A 20917-nucleotide genomic window follows, 5' to 3' on the forward strand; every position below is an offset into this window, starting at 1 on the left:
TATCCCACGGATACCCTCAATAAAGCCCTCCCGCCTTGTGTGTCGCACCTGACACCGTCCCGGCGCAAAGCTTTTGTGCCGAAATTTCTTTCATCCTGAGTCATTTCGTTGTGTTGGTTGGCGTTGCTATTTTGCGCTCGGAGCATGTGCTCGGGCGCTGATCTATACCGAAAGAAAAAAACATAATGAGTTTTGAAGCATTAGGCCTCCACGCGTCTATCGTAAAAGCAGTAACCGATGCCGGTTACACCGTTCCGACCCCAGTCCAGGAGCAAGCTGTTCCTGCCGCCATCAGCGGCCGCGACCTGCTGGTGTCGTCGCAGACCGGTTCCGGCAAGACGGCGGCATTCATGCTGCCAGCACTTCACAAATTCGCCGTTGCCGAGCAATCGCAGGCGTCCAAGAATGCAGCCCAGGAAGCGCAAAATGCGCGTGCCCGCGGCGAGCGTCCACGTTTCAAAGCTGCACAGCCTAAAATGCTGGTGCTGACCCCGACCCGCGAACTGGCCCTGCAAGTGACCAGCGCAACCGAAAAATACGGCACCCAGATCCGCCGTATCAAGGCGGTATCGATCCTGGGCGGCATGCCTTATCCTAAACAGATGCAACTGCTGGCACGCAACCCGGAAATCCTGGTCGCTACCCCTGGCCGTCTGATCGACCACATGGAATCGGGCAAGATCGATTTCTCGGAACTCGAAATCCTGGTGCTGGACGAAGCTGACCGCATGCTCGACATGGGTTTCATCGACGATATCGAAAAGATCATCGCCGCCACGCCTGCAAACCGCCAGACGATGCTGTTCTCGGCCACGCTCGACGGCATGGTTGGCAACATGGCGCGCCGCATCACGACCGACCCGATGGTCATCCAGATCGCTGGTTCGGCCTCGAAGCACGAAAACATCGTGCAGCGCGTTCACTTCGTCGACGACCTGTCGCACAAGAACCGCCTGCTCGACCATCTGCTGCGCGACGAAACGCTAGACCAGGCAGTGGTCTTCACCGCCACCAAGCGTGACGCCGACACCATCGCCGACCGCCTGAACATCGCCGGTTTCTCGGCCGCCGCACTGCATGGCGACATGCACCAGGGCGCGCGTAACCGTACCCTCGACGGCCTGCGCCGCGGCCAGGTTCGCGTGCTGGTGGCGACCGACGTTGCCGCCCGTGGTATCGATGTCCCGAACATCACCCACGTGTTCAACTACGATCTGCCGAAGTTCCCTGAAGACTATGTGCACCGTATCGGCCGTACTGGCCGTGCCGGCCGCAATGGCCTGGCGATCTCGCTGGTGAACCATGCCGAAGGCATGAACGTCAAGCGTATCGAGCGCTTCACCAAGCAGCTCATTCCGGTCAACGTGATCGAAGGCTTCGAGCCGAAGAAAACCGCGTCGGCGCCACGTTCGGCTGCCCGTCCAGGCACCTGGAAACCAGGCGACAACCGCGGCGGCGCCAAGCCAGGCCAGCGTACGTTCAGCAAACCGGGCGCTCCGCGCAAGGAAGGCGCGGCCGGCGGCGGCTACAAGGGCTCGAACCCGCGTCCGGCTTCGGAGCGCACCCGCAGCTCGTACGGCGACCGTTAATCGTTCGCTGTAACGACTGACTCAAGAACGGCTGCTTCGGCAGCCGTTTTTTTTCGTCCGGCCCAGGCATGCCAGCGCTTATTCAACGATCGTCGGCTACTCCAGCCACCGTCGTTCCCGGCCTGGGCGGCCCCCTTGGCGGGAACGACGTTAACGGATGCCTATAGCGCACAGGTGCGGAATCCGCAGAATATATCGTCGCGCCCGGGCATGAAAAAATTGCGGAAGCGCGCCGACGCAAAGCGCGACGGCGTGGCGAACGAGGCCCCGCGCAGCACCTGGTGCGTCATGAACCACGGCGCCGAATACTCGCGGTAACGGTCCGCCACAAAGCCCGGATACGGCTCGAACGCGCTGCTGGTCCACTCCCACAACTGGCCCCAGCCAAACCCCGCCTGTCCCGACAGCGCCGCGTACTCCCACTCCGCTTCGCCCGGCAAACGCCGTCCGGCCCACGCGCAATACGCCTGCGCCTCGAACAGGCACACATGGCGCACCGGTTCGGACGGCGCCAGCGTCGACAGGCGCCCGAAGCGCATCGTGCGCCACTGGTCGCCGTCGCGTTGCCAGTAGCGCGGCGACGAGCGCTCCTGGCGCATCAGCCACGCACTGCCGGCCGCGCTCCAGTACTGGCGGTTCTGGTAGCCGCCATCGGCCACGAAGTCGGCAAACTGCGCATTCGTCACCAGACCCGCATCGATACGAAACGGCGCCACGTACACCGGGTGCGCCTGGCGCTCGTTGTCGAACACGAAGCCGCCCTCCTGCGCGCTGCCTAGCACCAGCGTGCCGCCCGGATAGGCGATCTCGGACGACGGCCCGGACAGTAATTGCGCCGGCAGCAGCCGGTCCGCCACCGGCACGCCCAGCGTCTGCAGGGTGTACAGCGATGCTTCGCCGTGCATGTCTTCGTGCGCCAGCGCCAGCCGGTAAGGATACAATGCCTCGTCGACGCCGGCCTCGCGCGAGAGCTTGTCGAGCGTGCGGTCGAGCACTTCGTGGCAGTAGGTCTTGAGCGCGCCGGCGCCGGGCAGGTCGAGCGTCCAGCGCGAACGGTGCGGCACGGTGTTCGAATCGAACCAGTCGTCGCCGCGCGTGAGCAGCGAATGGCGGGCGGCGTCGGCCGGGTGGCTCGATGTCGCTTCGCGCAGGATGAACCACTCGGCAAACCATGCCGTGTGACCGAGCTCCCACAGCGGCGGATTGATGGTGGCGATGTGCGGCACGCGCGCCAGGCTGTCGTAACCCATGGCGGCGAAGCAGTCGAACAGGCCAAGGGTATAATTTCGGGCACTCTGGAGCGCCTCGGCCAATGGCTGCGGCCTGGCGTGCCGGAAGGATGCGGTGATCGATGCGGTCAATGAGTTCATGGCGTCGATTGTAACGACTTTTTCAAAGGCGGCGCTGCGTGAAGAAACAGCTGTTGATCGTCAGTCCCGCCTCGGCGAAGGAAAACAACGGCAACTGGCAGACCGCCAGCCGCTGGGCGCACTTTCTGCGCGCGCGCTACCGGGTCGCCATCGCCCCCGGATGGCAGCCATCCGATTCCACGCCCGACCTGCTCATCGCCCTGCACGCGCGCCGTTCGGCCGGCGCCCTGGCCGCGTTTACCCAAGCCTGCCCGCAGCGGCCCTCGGTGCTGGTGCTGACCGGGACCGACCTGTATCGCGACATCGCCACCTGCGCCGAGGCCCAGGATTCGCTGCGGCACGCCAGCGCGCTGGTGCTGCTGCAAAGCGCCGGCCTGGCCCTGCTGCCCCCTGCCCTGCATGCGAAGACGCGCGTGATTTACCAGTCCGCGCCGGCGCTGGCGCCGCACCGCCACGCGCCCGGACGGCGCCATGCCGACATCTGCATGATCGGCCACCTGCGCGCTGAAAAAGATCCGCTCACCTTCATGCGCGCCAGCGCCCTGGTCACCAGTCCCACGGCCCGCCTGCTGCACATCGGCGGCGCGCTCGATGCCGCGCTGGGCGAGGCCGCGCGCGCCACGGCGGCGGCCAACCCGCGCTACCAGTGGCTGGGCAACCTGGCGCACGGCGCGGCGCGCCAGCGCCTCAAGCGCTGCCACGCGATGGTGATCGCCTCGCACATGGAGGGCGGCGCCAACGTCATCATCGAAGCCGTCACCAGCGCGGTGCCGGTGCTGGCCAGCGATATCAGCGGCAACCGGGGCATGCTGGGCGAGGACTATGCGGGCTATTTTGCGCCGGGCGACGTCCCCGCGCTGGCGCGCCTGATTGACCGCTGTATCGACGACCAAGCCTTCCATGCGCTGCTGCGGCGCCAGTGCGACGCGCGCGCCGCTTTGTTCGCCCCAGGCCATGAGCGCGCCAGTGTGCTCGACTTGGTGGATAATCTGGTCTGACCCGCCCTTTACCGAAATGGACACCGATCATGAGCAATGCCCCAGAGACCCCCATCAAACTCACCTCGTTTTCGCATGGCGGCGGCTGCGGCTGCAAAATCGCGCCGGGCGTGCTGTCCGAGATCCTGAAAAACTCGGGCGGTTTCCCGCTGCCGAAGGAACTGATGGTCGGGATCGAGACCGCCGACGACGCCGCCGTCTACAAGCTCAATGACGAACAGGCGCTGATCGCCACCACCGACTTCTTCATGCCGATCGTCGACGACCCGTTCGATTTCGGCCGCATCGCCGCCACCAACGCCATCTCCGACGTGTACGCGATGGGCGGCACGCCGATCATGGCGCTGGCGCTGGTCGGCATGCCAATCAATAAACTGCCGCTCGAGACCATTGGCGAGATCATTCGCGGCGGCCAGGTCATGTGCGCCGAAGCGGGCATTCCGATCGCCGGCGGCCACACCATCGATTCGGTCGAACCGATCTACGGCCTGGTTGTGCTGGGCCTGGTGCATCCGTCGAAGGTCAAGCGCAACGCCGACGCGCGCGCCGGCGACGTGCTCATTCTCGGCAAACCGCTGGGCGTGGGCGTGCTCTCGGCGGCGCTCAAGAAAGATGTGCTGGGACCGGAAGGCTACGCCGCCATGATCGCCAATACCACCAAGCTCAATAAACCGGGCAAGGCCCTCTCGGAGATGGAAGGCGTGCATGCGCTGACCGACGTCACCGGCTTTGGCCTGTTGGGCCACCTGCTGGAACTGGCGCGCGGCGCGCAACTGACGGCGCAACTGAGCATGTCGCAGATTCCGCTGCTGCCGGGCGTGGAGCAACTGGCGCACGATGGCTACTTTACCGGCGCGTCGGGGCGCAACTGGGATGCCTACGGCAAGGAAGTGACGCTCTCGCCGAGCATCAGCGCGGCGCAGCACAATCTGCTGACCGACCCGCAAACCTCGGGCGGACTGCTGGTGTCGTGCGATCCGGGCAGCGTGGACGAGGTGCTGGCGCTGTTCGCGCGCGAAGGCTTCGAGAGCGCCGCCGTGATCGGCGAAATGACATCGGGCGCGCCACGCGTGCAGGTCGCGGCGTAAGGCTGCCCAGGCGCGGCCTGGGCAGCCCGGGGCGCGTCAGGCGGACTGGCGGCGCTTGCGCGCGACAAAGCCCAGCATGGCCAGGCCGGCGCCGAGCATGGCCCAGCTGCTTGGCTCGGGCACGGCGGCGACCGAGAACGACAGGTTGTCGGCATAGCCATCGTTGTAGCTGCCTTCGACGCGGCGCATGTCGAGCACGATGTCGACCAGCGCGGTGCCGACCGGGATCAGGCCATGGCTGTCGCGAAACACCAGTGCGGTGAGGCCGCTACGGTCGCCGACGCTGACCGGCGCCAGGCTCTGGCTGAACAAGGTATTGCCGCTCTTGTCGCGGAACACGGCGGTGAGGGTGGCGTTGTCGCTTTGCGAAGCGTAGCCGCCCAGCCAGCCGGACAGGTCGAATTGCGACCGTCCGCCGTTGATGGCGTCGCTGTAGCCGCCCAGGTCGATCACCTGGACCGCACGCGATGCCGGCGTGTTGACCCCGCCAGCGAAAAAGTTCTTGCCGCGGTTTTGCGGACCGGCGTCGGCCGGCCCAGGGAAACCGCCGCTGGCGCCGTAGTTGACCGAGGTCAGGCCACCGCTGACATTCCAGCCCGGCAGCGTGACCGTGCCGCCATCGCTCGAGCCGGCGCCGGCCTCGGCATTGCCGTTGACGATCAGGTTTTGACCGGAAGCGGCCGGGGCGGCATTCGCCGTTGTGGCGCAAGCGAGCGAACACGCCATCGATAATGCCATTGCTGCAGTTACAAAACGCATGGATTTCCCTTGAAATTGGTTAGAAGCGGCACCTGTTTCACCGCCTTGAAATGACATGCAATTCTACAATGTTTACAGAATGAATTAGTATAAAGATAAGCCAGCGATGGCGTCCTTGTCGGCAAAACAGCAACACGCCTGCCATCGCCCCACCTGGAAAAGACGCGATGCAAGGCCGATGATTTTCTTGGAGTATGGTGCGGCCCTGCGACTGCGGGACGGGTATGATCGATTGTCGTACCCACCTTGTACAGCTACAGGAGAACATGATGGCCTATGTCGATGGTTTCGTACTTCCCCTCCCCACCAGCAATCTCGAAAGCTACCGCGCCATGGCGGCGACCTGCGGCGCAATCTGGCGCGAACACGGCGCCCTGCAATACCGCGAATGCATCGCCGATGACGTCAAACCCGGCAAGCTCACCTCCTTCCCCCAAAGCGTCAATCTGCAGCCGGGCGAAACCGTGGTGTTTTCCTGGATCGTGTACGAATCGCGCGCCCATCGCGATGAAGTCAACGACAAGGTCATGAAAGACCCGCGCATGGCCGACTTCATGAAGGGCACCGACATGCCCTTCGATGGCAAGCGCATGATTTACGGCGGCTTCGAGATGCTTCTCGACCTGTAGCGTCGGCGCGGCCCTGGCAGCTTGTGGCGGTTTGCGGGCGTTGCACATCAACGCTTGACAAGCCGGCGCGGCCTGGCGTACAGTGAACTCATGTCTTCCTCCCTGCATCTGTCGTCTTTCCCCCTGCTCGCTGGCGCGCTATCGCTAGCGACGCTACTAGCTGCACGCGCGTAATTTACCCGCAGTGCGCCGCCCGGCTCCCACGCCGGCGATGTTGTAAAACCCCAGGAAAGCACGACCCATGTTCGCATCCGTCTCCATCACTCAGTTTCTACTGCTAAAGCTACCGATCGGTTGCCTGGCCTAGCGTATATCCGTGGCCGCCCGGCAGCCTGTCGCCACACCGCCGCCCGGCCCTTATCCGCTTTCGCCAAACAGGAGTACCCCATGATGTTGCAGAATCCGTCGTCGAAATACCGCGCCTTCCCTCCAGTCAATTTGTCCGCCCGCCAGTGGCCGGATAAGGCCATCACCCGTCCGCCGATCTGGATGAGCACCGACCTGCGCGACGGTAACCAGGCCCTGATCGAGCCGATGAGCCCGGAGAAAAAGCTGCGTTTCTTCGAGATGCTGGTCAAGATTGGCCTCAAGGAAATCGAAGTCGGTTTTCCATCGGCTTCCCAGACCGACTTCGATTTCGTGCGCAAGCTGATCGATGAAGACCGTATTCCCGAGGACGTGACCATCATCGTGCTGACCCAGTCGCGCGACGAACTGATCCGCCGCACGGTCGATTCCGCCGTCGGCGCACGCCGTGCCATCGTGCACTTGTATAACTCGGTGGCGCCGGTGTTCCGCAAGGTGGTGTTCGGCATGACGCGCGAGCAGATTACCGGGATCGCCGTCAGCGGCACCAAACTGGTCAAGGAACTGGTCAAGCAGCATCCGCAGACGGACTGGGGTTTCGAGTACACGCCGGAATCGTTCTCGACCACGGAACTGGATTTCTCCAAGCACATCTGCGACGCGGTCAGCGATATCTGGCAGCCGACGCCGCATAACAAGATGATCGTCAACCTGCCCTCCACCGTGGAATGCAGCACGCCGAATGTGTACGCGGACCAGATCGAATGGATGTCGCGCAAGCTGGCGCGGCGCGATTCGCTGATCATCAGCGTCCATCCGCACAACGACCGGGGGACGGCGGTGGCATCGGCCGAGCTGGCCATCATGGCGGGCGCCGACCGGGTCGAAGGCTGCCTGTTCGGCAACGGTGAGCGCACCGGCAATGTCGACCTCGTCACTTTGGCGATGAATCTGTACACCCAGGGCGTGCATCCGGGGCTCGATTTCTCCGATATCGATGCCGTGCGCCAGGTGGTGGAAGAATGCAACCAATTGCCCGTGCATCCGCGTCATCCGTATGCGGGCGACCTGGTGTTTACGGCGTTCTCCGGTTCGCACCAGGATGCGATCAAAAAAGGCTTTGCCCAGCAGAAGCCAAATACGCTGTGGGAGGTGCCGTATTTGCCGATCGACCCGGCCGACCTGGGGCGCAGCTACGATGCAGTGATTCGTGTCAACAGCCAGTCCGGCAAGGGCGGAATGGCGTATCTGCTGGAACAGGAATTTGGCTTGAGCTTGCCGCGCCGCTTGCAGATCGAGTTCAGCCGGGCGGTACAGGCGGTGGCCGACGCCAGCGGCCGCGAGATTGCGGCCAAGGAGATTCATGCAATCTTTTGCAGCGAGTATCTTGACCAGGCCAGCCCGTACGCGTATAGCGCCCACAAGATGGTGGAAGACAGCAGCAACGACGAGCCGGTGCAGATCGATATCACCCTGGCGCACCGTCAGGCCAGCCTGAGTTTGCAGGGTGGCGGCAACGGGCCGATCGATGCGTTCGTCAATGCGCTGGGGCTCGATATCAAGCTGATGGATTACCACGAGCACGCAATCGGTTCGGGCGCGAATGCCAAGGCGGCCTGTTATGTGGAATTGCGCCTCGAGAACGGTCCGACCATGTTCGGCGCGGGGATCGACAGCAATATTGTGACGGCCTCGTTCAAGGCGGTGCTCAGTGCGGTGAACCGGCAGTTGGTGCGGGCCGAAACAGAGCTGGCGGTAGCGCAGTAAAGCAGTTGCCGTCCCCGCCCAGCGGCGCGGGGACGGCGCAAGATCAAATGAACTTGGTCTTCTTCAGATACTTTTCCACGTCGCGATAACTGTCGTCGCTGCCCGCGTAGCGGACCAGATTGCGCGCCGTTTTCAGCCACTCCACCGTGGACGGCTGCATCGCATCCAAGGCATACGCAATATCGCCCGGCCCAATCGGCCGCTCCGGATTGCCCGACAAAATATCGTGAATCGCGCTCTCCTTGGCCAGGTCGATCACGCCATCGATATCGGCGCCCGAAAAATGCGGCGTCGCCGCCACCAGCGCATCGATATCCACGCCATCCACCGGCACCTCGCGCAGCTTGATGTTGATGATGTGCTTGCGCGCTTCGGCATCCGGCGGTGGCACGAACAGTTGGCGCGCAAAGCGGCCGGTGCGCTTCATCGCCTGGTCCACATCCCACGGCATATTAGTCGCTGCCAGGAACAGCACGTCGCGGTTGTCGCGCTCGAAACCGTCGAGCTGCGACAAGAATTCATTCACGATCGTGCGGCTGTGCTCGCTCTGCGCCTTGGAACGCGAAAACGCCAGCGCATCGAGTTCGTCGAAAAACAGCACGCACGGTTTTTGCGCGCGCGCCTTTTCGAACAGTTGCGCCAGGTTGCGCTCGCTCTCGCCCATCCACATGTTCAACACTTCGCTGATGCCGACCGACACGAACGAGGCATTGCACTCGTTCGCAATCGCGCGCGCGATCATGGTCTTGCCGCAGCCGGGCGGGCCGTACAGCAAAATCCCGCCGCCGCCCTGCTTCTTGAACTTGGCAAACAGCGACGGCCGCAAAAACGGCTCGATGATGTGCAGGCGCAACATCTTCTTCAAGTCTTCCATCCCGCCCACATCGGCAAAGCGCACCGCGTCCGGCGCTTGCGGCTTGAGCGGCACCACGTTGGCGCTCTGCCCCACCAGCGACAGCGCCGGCCCCGAAGCCGGACGCGCACTCTGCTGCAACTGTTCCAGCGCCGGCACCGGCACGAAGCCATCCTGCTGGCGTGCGCGGCCGTAGGCGGCCAGCGCATCGCTGTTGCTGCCAAGCGCCAGCAGCGCCTGCGCCTTGCCGCTCGAGGCGGCCGCATCGGGCGACTGCCGTTCGGCCAGCTCGAACTGCACCAGCGCGGCGGCGGCATCGTTTTCGTCGAGCAGCAGGCGGGCGTAGGCGAGCCGGTTGGCAGTGTTGAACGGATCGCTTACCAGCGACGCTTCGTATTGTTCACGCGACATAGTCATGGTCATCAAATTCCTGCGCGGCGTTTCAGCCAGCGCTTGAGCAAAGAGGGAAAAATCCAGGAGTACGCACAATAACCGAGAAGGAGGATATTGAGCGGACCGAGGATATGCGGGGCAATTTTACCGGCGCCACTGAACACGGCCACCGTCACCACCCACAAGACGACCGACGCCGCCCAGCCCCAGCGGTTGAACGGCCACAGCGGCAACATGCTCCAGTGGCTCAGGGCATCGAGTTCGACCACCAGTTCGAGGATCTCGCGCGAGCCGGGATTGAGTTTCAACAGTTCGATGGCAATCCGCTTGGCGGCCCGGTATTTGCCACGGCGCACCAGATGGGTGATCAGCATGTGGGCCGTGCCCGCGCTTTCGGGATGGCGGCCCATCAAGGCGGCCAGGCGCTCCTGCTCGGCGCCTTTGCGGCCATCGATCAGGTCGCCCATCATGCAGGCGATCAGGGCCAGTTCATCGTCCGGATCGAGGCGCAGCGCTTCGTGCGCCAGCGCCTTGGCCTTGTCGATGTGCATGGTGCGGTACATCAGCATGGCGTAGCGCGCGTAATGATGGCCGGACTCCGGGTAATCCCTGAGCAGCTCGATCAGCACCAATTCGGCCGCAGGCAGTTCGCCGCTGTCCTGGTACACGGTGGCGAGCAGCGAGCGGGCCGCGAAATGGCCGGGCTCTCGGCTGAGCACGCGCAGCAAGGCTTCGCGCGCGTCGTCCGGTTTGCCGGTCAGGTAATCGACCAGCGCAGCGCCGTACAGCAAGTCGCTGTCGTCGGGATACTGGGCCAGCGCCTCCCCCAGCTCATCGCGCGCTTGCGCATAGCGGTTGCGCTCGATCAAGCCCTGCACGCGCCGGCTGTAATCGCGCGCCGATAACACACCATGATCGTTCATGCGAGGCCAGCCACAACGTAGAACTGCACCGCTTTTTTCATGCCGTACGCCAGGATGGCGCAGGCAATCGCCGGAATCCATGGCGACGGCGCCGTGGCGCCGAACAAGGCGGCGGAACGGTGTTGCTTGCGGTGCAGGAGATACACAATGCCTGTCAACGCCAGCGCCAGCGCGCGCCACAAGGCCTCGCCCCCGCTGTTGCCGATGACATCGATCAACCTCACGAGCGGCGCATACCGGGTCAGCATGGCGACGAGATAAGTTACAGCCAGCGCCAGGCCGGCCAGGTAGACCAGTGCGTCGAGCGGCCGCCTGAGCTTCCAGGAATTGAGCGCCGAATACAGGATGATCGCAAACGGCCCGCCGAAAAACGCCAGCACAAAGGACGATTGCAGCGAATACAGCTTGGCAGCTGGCGCTGCGGAGGGCGAGAGCGACGGAGTGAGCAGGCTTTCGCGCATGGGGTGTTGGATGAAATATGTAATAAATGGTGATGCGAAGTGGTGACGCGAAATGGTGGGGCGAAACAGAATCCGCATCATACGCAAATTTCGCGCTGCCTTCCAGTGATCTGCTCGATGCGGGCGTCAGTGCAGGGCGAGCAACCAGTCGGCCATCGCGGCCAGGTCGGGCACGATGACGGCGGGCGAGGCGCCGAGCTCTTCGAGCGGGCCGCCATCGCGATTGACCCAGCATACCGGAAAGCCGAACAAACTGGCCGCACTCGCGTCCCAGCCGTTGGCGGACACATAAAGGATGTTCTCGCGCGGATAGCCGGCGCGCTGCTCGGCCAGCAGGTAAATCTTGCGGTGCGGCTTGAACACCTCGACCTCATCGACACTGACGAACTGGCCGAAGGCCCATTTCAAGCCCGAATTCGCCACCACCTGGTTGATGGTGTGGCGCGAGCCGTTCGAGGCGATCAGCATCGGCACGCCGGCGTCGCGCAGGCGGCGCAGGGTGGCCGGGGTTTCGGGATGGGGGTCGAGCCGCAGGTACTGGTCGCTGAGCTGGCGCACGGTGCCGGCCAGCAGCGGCAGGCCCAGTTTGGCGCAGGTAAAGCGCAGGGCGTCTTCGGTGACGGTGTCGAAATCGGCGTATCGCTCCATCAGGCTGCGCAGCCAGGTGTAGTCCATCTGGGTCTGGCGCCACAGGCGGGCGATGGACTCGCCATGGCCGGGGTAGGCTTGCTCGCAGGCTTGGGACACCGAATGCACGTCGTACAAGGTGCCGTACAGATCGAAGATAATCGCGTGGATTTTTGGCATGGGCCTCTCCTCTGTCGTTACAGCCAATGTACCATTTTCGAGGAGAGCTTCCTGCCTGCGGGGCACACGCTGTTGTATTCGGTGCAGGGCACCGTACGCCTACGGCAATTCCGGCATCTGGCGCCGGTTGAACAGCTTGTTCATGCCGTCCTGCACATCGGTACCGATCAGGCACAGAAAGTCGTCGTAGCCGCCGAACATGCGGCCGGACTCAGATAACAGCAAGGTCATGTAGCCGTTATACGCCATGCCGATCACGGCCAGTTGTTCTTGCACGCGCGCTTCGTACTCGCGCACCGTCTCGCGGCAGGTACAAGCGATGGCACGCGCCGGATCGAAATCGATACGATCGAGCGCACCCTCAACCCGGTACGCGGGCATGTCGCCCCCCAGTCCGCCAAAGCGCTGAAAGAACTGTTTTGCCTTAGGGAATACCGTATAGCCGTCGGCGACCAAGCAGGCGAGAAATGGTGCCGGAAGAACCTCGCGATGCGGGGTCCATCGCATTTTTCTCAGATACTCGTACGTCGTCGCGTCAAATATCAACTGCATATTACCCATTGCGGCAGCTCTCCGACATCGGCGTCAGCGCGTTCATCATCGGGCTTTCCCCGGCCTTTTCTAGCAATCGCGTCAGCCACTCGCACTCCTGCACCGTCCCGGCGAACACGATCCCCGATTCATGCTTGAGCAAGGCATATGCGGCGACCAGTTCGAGGCCGAGGGCAGCGCGCAGCACCTTGACGGTGTCGAATGTCGACCTCGCCCGCCCCATCGAGACCGTCCACTCGCCGAATGCCTCGAGCATGCGCGCGCGTGGCCCCGGCTGCAGGAATCCCGTGTCGTCCGCATGCCACCTCCGCCCGCAGTGAACGCAATGGAATTCCTCGCAAATGCGCAGGGTGCCGGCGTGGTCGCCATAGCCAACCGAGACCGAGGCTTCCTGTGAGCAATGTGAACAGGTGACGGCGAGAATCAATTCCGGCCTGGGGTAGGTTTCTGCAATCATGAGGTTTGGCTTACGCATTCGTCGCAGTGCTTCAGGGGCCTGAAGCTGGTTAATGGAAGTGGGCTGCTGGCAGCCAGCGCCAGCATGTAAAGCCACACGCCAGGATGGATCGTCTTTACAATCAGGTGTAATCGCTTGCATGTAAAAAGACCGATGTTGACACGCTCGCGCAGCGGCACTTTGCCATGCCGCCGGGCAGGGAGCGAAAATCCAGCCCGCTCCGGCGCTGGCACGGAACTTGATATAGATCATATTACAAGCATGCGCTTCCAGGCGAGCCACAGTCCGGCATCGCCCTCACCAAGCCCGGGAAGAATCCGAGTAAGCGTTGCATGTTGATCCCATACGAATGACGTCGAAACGGAGAACCCCATGCCAGATTATTCCAACAAATCCGAGCTGCAAGCTGCAGTCACCCGAGCCCTGGGCGCGCGCAGCGGTAGCGCAACCCTCAAGGCGGTCGCCTACTGGCAAGAAACCGGCACCTTCTGGGCACTCAAGCAAGATGGTTTTCTGAGCGAGCACGAAATGGCCCGCCTGCGCAAGGAACTGGGAACCACCCGGATCTATCATGCATGGCTCAACACCTGCGACATCGACTGGACCGCCAGCACCGGCCTGCGCGCCAGGATGGTCGGCGTATCTGCGCATATGAACAAGATGACGCCGCCGCCCGACTGGCGCGGCCTGACGGCCGCCGCCAACTGCGATTGCAGCATCGACTGCGCATTCGACATCGAACGCGTGCCGGCGGACGACCCGGTCAGCGATGCCCGCACCGTGCATTCCGCCTGGTGGACCTTCATGAGCGACATTCCGTTCGAGCAGTTCGGCCTGCCGCTGCAGAACCCCGGCTTGCCGGCCGGCGCGGCGCCGGGACGAACGACGTTTTCCGCCTGAGTTCGTGAACGATGGCCGCGCCGCTTGGCCGGGGCGCGTCCTGGCGGCGCGTCCCTGACAGCCCTATCGACAAAGCTCTGCCGGCGCCGGCGCATCGCCCTGCTCACCATGCGCGCATCCTGAAGTAAAAAACGGACGAAAAAAAAGCCCGCCGAAGCGAGCTCTAATCCAATGTAGTACCAATGCTTTAATCGTGTCCCAGGCGCCCATGCTATCTGCGTGGTGCCCTGACGTGTAAATCGACTACCGTATTCGGAATTACAAATCCAGGCGGTTGCGACCATCTACCTTGCGACATTACACATATTGCGCGGCGGTGCAGGCTCCGGATAGGGTTTCGGTTCATTTGAACCTCACCACTGAACGTAGTGTAGCACACGTTTGTGCGATGCAGCAAACTTTATCGCTCTATTCTCGCTATCTTGTTGTCGCTCTCTTGCGCAATCAATCGGCCGACCGCGTCGTCATCGGTATCGGTTCCTTGTTCTGCTCATTGCGCCCGGCCCGCTCGTATTCCGAAATCACCTGCGCGCCGAACAGCAGCAAGGTCGCCCCGATCTCCAGGCTGAACATGACCACGATCGCGGTCGTCATCGACCCGTACACCAAATTCACCTGCGACAAGGTCGAAAAGTACCAGACCAGCACATGGCGCGCGATTTCCCACAGCAGCGCCGCCGTCACGCCGCCAATAAGCGCGTGCGACAGCGACAGCCGCCCCACCGGCATTACCAGGTAGATGGAACTGAGCACCAGGATTTCCCCGCTCAGTCCCAGGCAGTACAGCAGCACGCCCGAGACCCCGCCGAGCGACCATTCGTAGCCGAGAAAGTGCACGCTCTCCTCGCCCATCACCTGCAAGGTGCCCGCCACCAGCGTCACGATCATGATACCCGCGCCGAGCGCAAGGATATAACAGTAAGGCAGGATCGCCGATATCAAAAAGCGCCGCCGCCGGATCGCCACGCGGTGATGGAAGATCACGCTCATCGCGTTTTCCAGCGCGGTGAAGGCGAGCGAGCTAAAAAACAGCATGCTGGCGAACAGCACCCAGGTCACCAGGTCGCGATCGTCCATGAAGTGCGCCAGTTCGCCCACGATGGCTTTCGACTGCCCCGGCACCAGCCACTCCAGGTAGCGACCCAGGGTCGAGAGCAACTCGGCCTGGTCGATGAAGTGCGACAGCGCCACCACCACCAGCATCAGGAACGGCACGATCGACAGCAAAGCGTAATAGGCCACCGCGCCGGCCAGCAGCAAGCCCTGGTTGGCCTTGAAGCCCTTGAGCGTACGCCACGCGAATTCGAGCGGATGGCCGAGCACATACGCGTTGGCCCGGCGGTTCAATATACGCAAGCGCAAACCTCTGGTGCCCTTCATCGCGCGAGCCTGATGCCGGTGAACTGCCAGCGCGCGCCGGCCGGGAAGAAGTTGCGGTAGCTGGCGCGCGCATGCCCCGGCGGCGTGGCGCACGAGGAGCCGCGCAGCACGTATTGGTTGAGCATGAATTTGCCGTTGTATTCGCCCAGCGCGCCGGGCGCGCAGGCGTAGCCGGGATACGGCGCGTAACTGCTGCTGGTCCACTGCCAGCACTCGCCGAACATCTGCCGCAAGCCCTCGCCATGCGGCGCGCAAGCCGGATGCAAACCGCCCGCGAGCGTGCCGATGCCGGCGCAGGCGACTTCCCACTCGGCCTCGGTCGGCAGGCGCGCGCCCATCCAGTGCGCGAAGGCGTCGGCTTCATACAGTGACAGATGCGTGACCGGCCGCGCAGGATCGAGCGGCAGCAAGCCGTGCAGGGTAAATTCGTGCCACTGCCCGTGCGCGTCGCGCTGCCAGTACAGCGGGTGCGCCAGTGTCAGCTCGCACACGCGGTCCCAGCCCTCGGACAACCACAGCGCCGGCTCGCGGTAGCCGCCGGCCTCGATGAAGGTCAGGTATTCGCCATTGGTGACCAGGCGCGAGGCCAGCGCAAACGGCGCCACATACTGGCGGTGGCGCGGCAGTTCGTTATCGAAGCAAAAGCCGGCATCCGCGTGGCCGATGTCGGCCAGGCCGCCGTCAAAAGCGATCCACGCCAGCGGCGCGGCCGATGGCGAACGTGGCAGCGCGCTATCCATATACGCGGGCCACATGGCGTTCTGCGCCAGCATGTGCTTCACATCGGTGAGAATGAGTTCCTGGTGCTGCTGCTCGTGCTGCAAACCGAGTTCCAGCAGGCGCAGCAGGTCGTCGTCCGGCTGCGCCGCCAGCAAACGCGCCACGCGCGCATCCACATTGGCGCGGTAAGCGCGCACCTCGCGCATGGCGGGACGGGTCAGCAAGGAGCGCTGGGCGCGCGGATGGCGCTCGCCGATGCCGTTGTAATAGGAGTTGAACAGGACCCGGAAGGCCGGATGAAACGGCGCGAAGCCTTCTTCGAAGCGCTCTAGTATGAACGTCTCGAAAAACCAGGTGGTATGCGCCAGGTGCCATTTGACCGGGCTGGCGTCGGGCATCGACTGGGCGCCGCAGTCTTCGTCCGAGAGCGGTTCGGCCAGCATCAGCGAGCGTTTGCGCACGCCGTCGTAGAGATCGCGCATGCTCATCGCGGTATCGCACGCGCGTAGACGACCGCGAACCACTGATCGGGATCGGTCCACACATGCACGCTGCGAAATCCGCCCTGTTCCAACAGGCCGACCGCCGCGCTCTGGCGGTACTTGTAACTGTTCTCGGTATGAATACGCTCGCCCGCCGTAAAAAATCGTTCGCCGCCCGGCCAGCGCACGCTCAAAGCTTCGCGCGCTTCGAGGTGCATCTCGACCCGGCTCTCGATGGGATTGAAAAAGCCGCGGTGACGCCACTGCGCCACGTTGAAATCTGCGCCGATGAGCTCGTTCACGTGGCGCAGGATGTTCAGGTTAAAGGCCGCCGTGACGCCGATGGCGTCGTCGTAGGCCGCGTCGAGGGTGGCGGCGTCCTTGACCAGGTCGATCCCGATCAGCAGCGCGCCATCGTCATCGCAGCCGTCGCGCAAGCGGCGCAGGAAAGCGCGCGCCTGCTCCGGCGTGTAGTTGCCGATCGACGAACCGGGATAGAAAAACAGCCGCTTTTCCGCACGCACCACGCCCGGCAACGCAAGCCCCTCCGAAAAATCGAGCCCCAGCCCGGTCATCTCGATATGCGGAAAGCGCTGTTGCAGCCGCTCGATCGACTCGCGCAGGAAATCGACCGAGATATCGATGGCCACATACTGGGCCGGATGCAGCAGCGGGAACAGGCGCGCCGCCTTGGCGCAGTTGCCCGCGCCCAGGTCGATCATGGTGGCGCCGGGACCGACAGCGCGCGCGATCTCGGCCCCGTGGCGCACCGCGATGGACGCCTCGGTGCGGGTCGGATAATACTCGGGCAGTTCGCAAATGGCCTCGAACAGGCGCGAACCGAGCGCGTCGTAGAGAAATTTGGGCGAAATCGCCGCCTCCCTGCCGAGCAGGCCGGCACGCAGTTCGGAGGCAATGGCGTCGCCCGAGCGCGCGTCGCGCGCATCGGCCAGGCTGGAGGTCGGCATAGTTTTATTGGTCAATCGAAATCGCTGCGTGGGTGTTTTTGTTATCATAGCTGAATATCCCGTATTTCACGGTCCACCCGGCGTTCAAGCGTGCTCGCTGGCCGGCTCCCCCATCGACCTTCCCAAGACAGGCTACCATGACCAATTTCTCCACCCGGCGCACCCTTAAAACCATGCTGGCTGCATCAATCGGCGCCACCTTGCTGCTGGCCGGCGCCAGCGCCCTCGCCCAAGTCACTCCGGGCGTGCTGCGCGTGTCGGCCATTCCCGACGAAGCGCCGACCGAATTGCAGCGCAAGTTCAAGCCGCTGGGCGACTACCTGGCCAAGGCCACCGGCCTGAAAGTCGAATTCACCCCGGTCACCGATTATCCGGCCGCCGTCGAAGGCCTGGTCAACAAGCGCCTCGACCTGGTCTGGTTCGGCGGCTTCACCTTCGTGCAGGCCAATGTGCGCAGCAAGGGCCAGGTCACGCCGCTGGTGCAGCGCCAGGAAGATACCGCCTTCCGCTCGGTGTTCGTCACCACCAAGGCCGACATCAACAAGCTCGATGACCTCAAGGGCAAGACCCTGAGCTTCGGTTCCGAGTCGTCAACCTCGGGCCACCTGATGCCGCGCTCGTACCTGCTGGCCGCCAAGATCGATCCGGACGCCGACCTCAAACGCGTGGCCTACTCCGGCGCGCACGACGCCACCGTGGCCGCTGTCGCCGGCGGCAAGGTCGACGCGGGCGCGCTCAATATCTCGGTCTGGGAAAAACTGGTCGCCGAGAAGAAGGTCGATCCGGCCGCCGTGCGCGTGTTCTACACCACCCCCGGCTACTTCGACTACAACTGGAGCGTACGCTCCGACATGCCGGCCGCGATGAAAAAGAAGCTGACCGACGCCTTCCTCGCCCTCGACAAGTCCACGCCTGAAGGCAAGGAAATCCTGGAGCTGCAAAAAGCCTCCAAGTTCGTGCCGACCACGCCCGACAATTACAAGTCCATCGAAGCGGCCGCGCGCAGCGCCAAGCTGCTCAAGTAAGCAAGCGACGCTCGCGCATGACCACCTACCGGCTCGAAAAACTCACCGTGCGTCACCAGGCCGGCACGCGCGCGCCTGCGCTGCACGCGATCGACCTGGTGGTGGAACAAGGCGAGCAACTGGCCGTGATCGGCCCTTCCGGCGCCGGCAAGACCACCTTGCTGCACACCCTGGCGTGCGCCCACGCGCCGGCCGACGGCGTGTTCCAGGCCTTCGGCCGGCACCCATGGGCCTTGAGCGGCAAGGCGCGCCACCGCCTGCGCGCCAACCTGTTCCTGGCGCCGCAAACGCCGCCCCTGCCGCCGCGCCAGCGCGTGGTCAGCGCGGTGCTGGCGGCGCGCCTGCCGCACTGGAGCCTGCTCCAGGCGCTGTCCTCCTTGTTCAAGCCACTCGATCCGGATGCCGCCTACGATGCGCTGGCCCGCTTCGGCCTTGGCGACAAACTGTATGCGCGGGTCGACCGCTTGTCGGGCGGCGAGCGCCAGCGCTGCGGCCTGGCGCGCCTGCTGCTCTCGTCGGCCAAGGTGTTCCTGGTCGACGAGCCGCTCTCCGCGCTCGACCCGGCGCTGTCGCAACTGACCCTCTCGGCCCTGCAGCAAGAGGCGGCAAGGCGTAACGCCACCCTGATCTGCAGCCTGCACCAGGTGGAGATGGCGCGCGCCAATTTTGCCCGCATCGTCGGGCTGCGCGACGGCCGCATCGTGTTCGATTGCGCGCGCGACGACGTCAGCGACGCCATGATCGCCGCCCTGTACCAGAACGAATCGGTCACGCCGCATCCGCACGAAACGCACGCGACGCCTGATCGCCTGGCCATCGGCGCCTGCTTTTAGCCTGCCCGCAGCGCATGCCCCCTTCCCTCCAACAACATCCGGACCCGGCATGGCATGCGCGCGTGGCCATGGTCGTCATTGGCGCGGCGCTGCTATGGCCCGCCATGGTGTTGAGCGAATTCAAACCGTGGATCCTGTTCGACCTGCAAAGCCTGAAGGCCGCCGGCGGTTTTTTGATCGGCTTCCTGACGCCGGCCCATTCGCCCGAGTTTTTGTCGATGGTGCTGCGCGAAACCTGGCAAACGGTGGCCATCGCCACCGCCGGCCTGACCCTGGCGCTGCTCGGCGCCATTCCCGCCACCCTGATCGTCACCGAGCGCCTGTCGGTCTCGCGCCTGGGCACGGGGCGCATGCACTGGGCCGCCAGCGCGCTGCGCCAGCTGGTGCGCTGGGTGCTGGTGCTGCTGCGCAGCGTGCCCGAACTGGTATGGGCAATCCTGTTCGTGCGCGTGGTGGGCCTTGGCCCGACCGCCGGCGTGCTGGCCATTGCGCTCACTTACTGCGGCATGCTGGGCAAGGTGTACGCCGAAATCCTCGAATCGTCCGACGCCCACGCCACCGAAACGCTGCTGGCGAACGGCGCCTCGCGCCTGGCCGCCCTGCTGTACGGCGCCTTGCCCGAATCGGGCGCCGAACTGGTGTCGTACACCGTCTACCGCTGGGAGTGCGCCATCCGCGGCTCGGCGGTGATCGGTTTCGTGGGCGCCGGCGGACTCGGTCAGCGCATGGATGAATCGACCCGCATGATGGCCGGCGGCGAAGTGTGCACCATGCTGATCATGTTCGTGCTGCTGGTGGCGCTGGCCGACTGGGTCTCCAAACTGTTGCGCGCCAGGCTCGGATGACGCGCCGCCTGCCTTCCGCCCCGCCGCGCCAGTGGTCGACCTGGCTGCTCGGCGCATCCCTGCTGGCGCTGGTGGTGGCCAGCTTCGCCTCGCTGCCGCTGCAATGGTCGGCCTTTTTCTCGCCCGACGCGGCCACGGTGACGATGGAATTTTTGGCCGGCTTCGCCCCGCCCGAGACCGCGCCGGCGTTCTTGCGCAAGACCGCGCTGGCCGCCCTGGAAACGCTGTCGATGTCGGCCATCGGCACCCTGCTGGCGGTGGGCGGCGGCCTGGCGCTGTCGATGTCGGCCGCGGGGCGCTTCGGCCGCATCCAGCGCGCCGTCGCGCGCGCCCTGCTCAACGTGCTGCGCTCGATTCCGGAACTGGTATGGGCCTCGCTGCTGCTGGTGGCCGCCGGTTTGGGGCCGTTCGCCGGCACCCTGGCGCTGGCGGCGCACACCAGCGGCGTGCTCGGACGCCTGTTCGCCGATGCGCTGGAAAACACCGACCCGCACCCGGAACGCTCGCTGCTTGCCAACGGCGCCTCGCCCGGCGCCGCGTTCTGCTACGCCACCCTGCCGCAAACGCTGCCCCAGATGCTCTCGTACACCCTGTACCGCTGGGAGAACAATATCCGCGCCGCCGCCGTGCTGGGCGTGGTCGGCGCCGGCGGCCTTGGCCAGATGCTCAAATTTCACCTGTCGCTGTTCCAGATGCAAAGCGCGGCCACCGTCATCATCGCCATGCTGCTGCTGGTGGCGCTGGTCGATGCGGCCAGCTTTGCGCTGCGCCGCGCCCTGACCCGTTAATCGTATTCACAGGACTGACCACAC

The 20917-nt window shown here is 64.1% G+C and carries 21 protein-coding genes; 10 read left to right on the plus strand and 11 right to left on the minus strand.

Annotation, left to right across the window (positions count from 1 at the left end; all coding sequences use genetic code 11):
• Positions 1–185 precede the first annotated feature (185 nt).
• Positions 186–1589, plus strand: a complete 1404-nt coding sequence (locus F2P46_RS05160; RefSeq protein ID WP_166885884.1) for a DEAD/DEAH box helicase — start codon at positions 186–188, stop codon at positions 1587–1589.
• A gap of 161 nt (positions 1590–1750) precedes the next feature.
• Here F2P46_RS05160 and senA read toward each other — a convergent pair whose 3' ends face one another.
• Positions 1751–2959 (minus strand): selenoneine synthase SenA, encoded by a 1209-nt coding sequence (gene senA / locus F2P46_RS05165; protein ID WP_229509084.1) that lies wholly within the window; start codon positions 2957–2959, stop codon positions 1751–1753.
• Positions 2960–2997: 38 nt separating this feature from the next.
• Between senA and senB the strand changes: the two genes are divergently transcribed.
• Entirely contained in the window at positions 2998–3957 is a 960-nt protein-coding gene (gene senB, locus F2P46_RS05170; protein ID WP_166885886.1) for a selenoneine biosynthesis selenosugar synthase SenB, read from the plus strand.
• Between the two features lie 29 nt (positions 3958–3986).
• Positions 3987–5045 (plus strand): selenide, water dikinase SelD, encoded by a 1059-nt coding sequence (gene selD / locus F2P46_RS05175; RefSeq protein ID WP_166885888.1) that lies wholly within the window; start codon positions 3987–3989, stop codon positions 5043–5045.
• A gap of 36 nt (positions 5046–5081) precedes the next feature.
• Here the strand turns inward: selD and F2P46_RS05180 are convergent, their stop codons facing one another.
• Entirely contained in the window at positions 5082–5804 is a 723-nt protein-coding gene (locus F2P46_RS05180; RefSeq protein ID WP_166885890.1) for a PEP-CTERM sorting domain-containing protein, read from the minus strand.
• Positions 5805–6070: 266 nt separating this feature from the next.
• Between F2P46_RS05180 and F2P46_RS05185 the strand changes: the two genes are divergently transcribed.
• Positions 6071–6433: a DUF1428 domain-containing protein gene (locus F2P46_RS05185; RefSeq protein WP_208296512.1), complete on the plus strand. Its 363-nt coding sequence runs from the start codon at positions 6071–6073 to the stop codon at positions 6431–6433.
• Positions 6434–6820: 387 nt separating this feature from the next.
• Positions 6821–8506, plus strand: coding sequence for a 2-isopropylmalate synthase (gene leuA, locus F2P46_RS05190; RefSeq protein ID WP_166885892.1), 1686 nt, complete (start codon positions 6821–6823; stop codon positions 8504–8506).
• 43 nt (positions 8507–8549) lie between these two features.
• Here the strand turns inward: leuA and F2P46_RS05195 are convergent, their stop codons facing one another.
• The 6 genes from F2P46_RS05195 to F2P46_RS05220 all read right to left on the minus strand — a co-directional run bounded on the left by F2P46_RS05195 (position 8550) and on the right by F2P46_RS05220 (position 12952).
• Positions 8550–9782 carry an ATP-binding protein gene (locus F2P46_RS05195; protein ID WP_166885894.1) on the minus strand — a complete coding sequence of 411 codons (1233 nt, stop codon included), beginning with the start codon at positions 9780–9782 and terminating at the stop codon, positions 8550–8552.
• Positions 9782–10675 carry a lipopolysaccharide assembly protein LapB gene (locus tag F2P46_RS05200; RefSeq protein ID WP_166885896.1) on the minus strand — a complete coding sequence of 298 codons (894 nt, stop codon included), beginning with the start codon at positions 10673–10675 and terminating at the stop codon, positions 9782–9784. Before F2P46_RS05200 ends, F2P46_RS05195 begins: the two co-directional genes overlap by 1 nt.
• The gene (locus tag F2P46_RS05205) at positions 10672–11136 is read right to left on the minus strand and encodes a hypothetical protein (RefSeq protein WP_166885898.1); all 465 of its coding nucleotides are present in this window, start codon (positions 11134–11136) and stop codon (positions 10672–10674) included. The genes F2P46_RS05200 and F2P46_RS05205 overlap by 4 nt, the downstream gene beginning before the upstream one ends.
• Before the next feature lie 126 nt (positions 11137–11262).
• Positions 11263–11943, minus strand: a complete 681-nt coding sequence (locus F2P46_RS05210) for a haloacid dehalogenase type II (protein WP_166885900.1) — start codon at positions 11941–11943, stop codon at positions 11263–11265.
• Between the two features lie 99 nt (positions 11944–12042).
• Positions 12043–12504, minus strand: coding sequence for an SUKH-3 domain-containing protein (locus F2P46_RS05215; RefSeq protein WP_166885902.1), 462 nt, complete (start codon positions 12502–12504; stop codon positions 12043–12045).
• On the minus strand, positions 12497–12952 hold the full coding sequence (locus tag F2P46_RS05220) for a hypothetical protein (protein ID WP_166885904.1): 456 nt from the start codon (positions 12950–12952) through the stop codon (positions 12497–12499). The genes F2P46_RS05215 and F2P46_RS05220 overlap by 8 nt, the downstream gene beginning before the upstream one ends.
• 372 nt (positions 12953–13324) lie before the next feature.
• Here F2P46_RS05220 and F2P46_RS05225 point away from each other — a divergent pair, with 372 nt between their 5' ends.
• Positions 13325–13852: a hypothetical protein gene (locus F2P46_RS05225; RefSeq protein ID WP_166885906.1), complete on the plus strand. Its 528-nt coding sequence runs from the start codon at positions 13325–13327 to the stop codon at positions 13850–13852.
• A gap of 444 nt (positions 13853–14296) precedes the next feature.
• Here the strand turns inward: F2P46_RS05225 and F2P46_RS05230 are convergent, their stop codons facing one another.
• From F2P46_RS05230 to egtD, 3 genes are read right to left on the minus strand one after another with little or no spacing between them, the layout of a single operon-like run.
• Positions 14297–15232, minus strand: coding sequence for a YihY/virulence factor BrkB family protein (locus F2P46_RS05230; protein WP_166885908.1), 936 nt, complete (start codon positions 15230–15232; stop codon positions 14297–14299).
• Positions 15229–16440, minus strand: a complete 1212-nt coding sequence (gene egtB, locus F2P46_RS05235; protein ID WP_166885910.1) for an ergothioneine biosynthesis protein EgtB — start codon at positions 16438–16440, stop codon at positions 15229–15231. Before egtB ends, F2P46_RS05230 begins: the two co-directional genes overlap by 4 nt.
• The gene (gene egtD / locus F2P46_RS05240; protein ID WP_166885912.1) at positions 16437–17402 is read right to left on the minus strand and encodes an L-histidine N(alpha)-methyltransferase; all 966 of its coding nucleotides are present in this window, start codon (positions 17400–17402) and stop codon (positions 16437–16439) included. The genes egtB and egtD overlap by 4 nt, the downstream gene beginning before the upstream one ends.
• A gap of 137 nt (positions 17403–17539) precedes the next feature.
• Here egtD and F2P46_RS05245 point away from each other — a divergent pair, with 137 nt between their 5' ends.
• Genes F2P46_RS05245 through phnE form a run of 4 tightly spaced genes read left to right on the plus strand, consistent with a single transcriptional unit; the run spans position 17540 to position 20893 of the window.
• A complete protein-coding gene (locus tag F2P46_RS05245; RefSeq protein WP_166885914.1) occupies positions 17540–18427 on the plus strand; it encodes a putative selenate ABC transporter substrate-binding protein in 888 nt (295 codons plus the stop codon).
• A gap of 17 nt (positions 18428–18444) precedes the next feature.
• Positions 18445–19260, plus strand: a complete 816-nt coding sequence (locus tag F2P46_RS05250; protein ID WP_166885916.1) for a phosphonate ABC transporter ATP-binding protein — start codon at positions 18445–18447, stop codon at positions 19258–19260.
• A 14-nt stretch (positions 19261–19274) separates the two neighbouring features.
• A complete protein-coding gene (locus F2P46_RS05255; RefSeq protein WP_166885918.1) occupies positions 19275–20105 on the plus strand; it encodes an ABC transporter permease in 831 nt (276 codons plus the stop codon).
• Positions 20102–20893, plus strand: coding sequence for a phosphonate ABC transporter, permease protein PhnE (gene phnE / locus F2P46_RS05260; protein WP_166885920.1), 792 nt, complete (start codon positions 20102–20104; stop codon positions 20891–20893). Before F2P46_RS05255 ends, phnE begins: the two co-directional genes overlap by 4 nt.
• The last annotated feature ends 24 nt before the right edge of the window (positions 20894–20917 follow it).

It is taken from the genome of Massilia sp. CCM 8734, from assembly GCF_011682155.1.
GTDB lineage: Bacteria > Pseudomonadota > Gammaproteobacteria > Burkholderiales > Burkholderiaceae_D > Telluria_A > Telluria_A rubra.

Coding starts and splice junctions, on each gene's coding strand:
- F2P46_RS05160 (WP_166885884.1), top strand. CDS start 186: ATGAGTTTTGAAGCATTAGGCCTCCACGCGTCTATCGTAAAAGCAGTA.
- senA (WP_229509084.1), bottom strand. CDS start 2,959: ATGAACTCATTGACCGCATCGATCACCGCATCCTTCCGGCACGCCAGG.
- selD (WP_166885888.1), top strand. CDS start 3,987: ATGAGCAATGCCCCAGAGACCCCCATCAAACTCACCTCGTTTTCGCAT.
- F2P46_RS05180 (WP_166885890.1), bottom strand. CDS start 5,804: ATGCGTTTTGTAACTGCAGCAATGGCATTATCGATGGCGTGTTCGCTC.
- F2P46_RS05185 (WP_208296512.1), top strand. CDS start 6,071: ATGATGGCCTATGTCGATGGTTTCGTACTTCCCCTCCCCACCAGCAAT.
- leuA (WP_166885892.1), top strand. CDS start 6,821: ATGATGTTGCAGAATCCGTCGTCGAAATACCGCGCCTTCCCTCCAGTC.
- F2P46_RS05195 (WP_166885894.1), bottom strand. CDS start 9,782: ATGACCATGACTATGTCGCGTGAACAATACGAAGCGTCGCTGGTAAGC.
- F2P46_RS05200 (WP_166885896.1), bottom strand. CDS start 10,675: ATGAACGATCATGGTGTGTTATCGGCGCGCGATTACAGCCGGCGCGTG.
- F2P46_RS05205 (WP_166885898.1), bottom strand. CDS start 11,136: ATGCGCGAAAGCCTGCTCACTCCGTCGCTCTCGCCCTCCGCAGCGCCA.
- F2P46_RS05210 (WP_166885900.1), bottom strand. CDS start 11,943: ATGCCAAAAATCCACGCGATTATCTTCGATCTGTACGGCACCTTGTAC.
- F2P46_RS05215 (WP_166885902.1), bottom strand. CDS start 12,504: ATGGGTAATATGCAGTTGATATTTGACGCGACGACGTACGAGTATCTG.
- F2P46_RS05220 (WP_166885904.1), bottom strand. CDS start 12,952: ATGATTGCAGAAACCTACCCCAGGCCGGAATTGATTCTCGCCGTCACC.
- F2P46_RS05225 (WP_166885906.1), top strand. CDS start 13,325: ATGCCAGATTATTCCAACAAATCCGAGCTGCAAGCTGCAGTCACCCGA.
- F2P46_RS05230 (WP_166885908.1), bottom strand. CDS start 15,232: ATGAAGGGCACCAGAGGTTTGCGCTTGCGTATATTGAACCGCCGGGCC.
- egtB (WP_166885910.1), bottom strand. CDS start 16,440: ATGAGCATGCGCGATCTCTACGACGGCGTGCGCAAACGCTCGCTGATG.
- egtD (WP_166885912.1), bottom strand. CDS start 17,402: ATGCCGACCTCCAGCCTGGCCGATGCGCGCGACGCGCGCTCGGGCGAC.
- F2P46_RS05245 (WP_166885914.1), top strand. CDS start 17,540: ATGACCAATTTCTCCACCCGGCGCACCCTTAAAACCATGCTGGCTGCA.
- F2P46_RS05250 (WP_166885916.1), top strand. CDS start 18,445: ATGACCACCTACCGGCTCGAAAAACTCACCGTGCGTCACCAGGCCGGC.
- F2P46_RS05255 (WP_166885918.1), top strand. CDS start 19,275: ATGCCCCCTTCCCTCCAACAACATCCGGACCCGGCATGGCATGCGCGC.
- phnE (WP_166885920.1), top strand. CDS start 20,102: ATGACGCGCCGCCTGCCTTCCGCCCCGCCGCGCCAGTGGTCGACCTGG.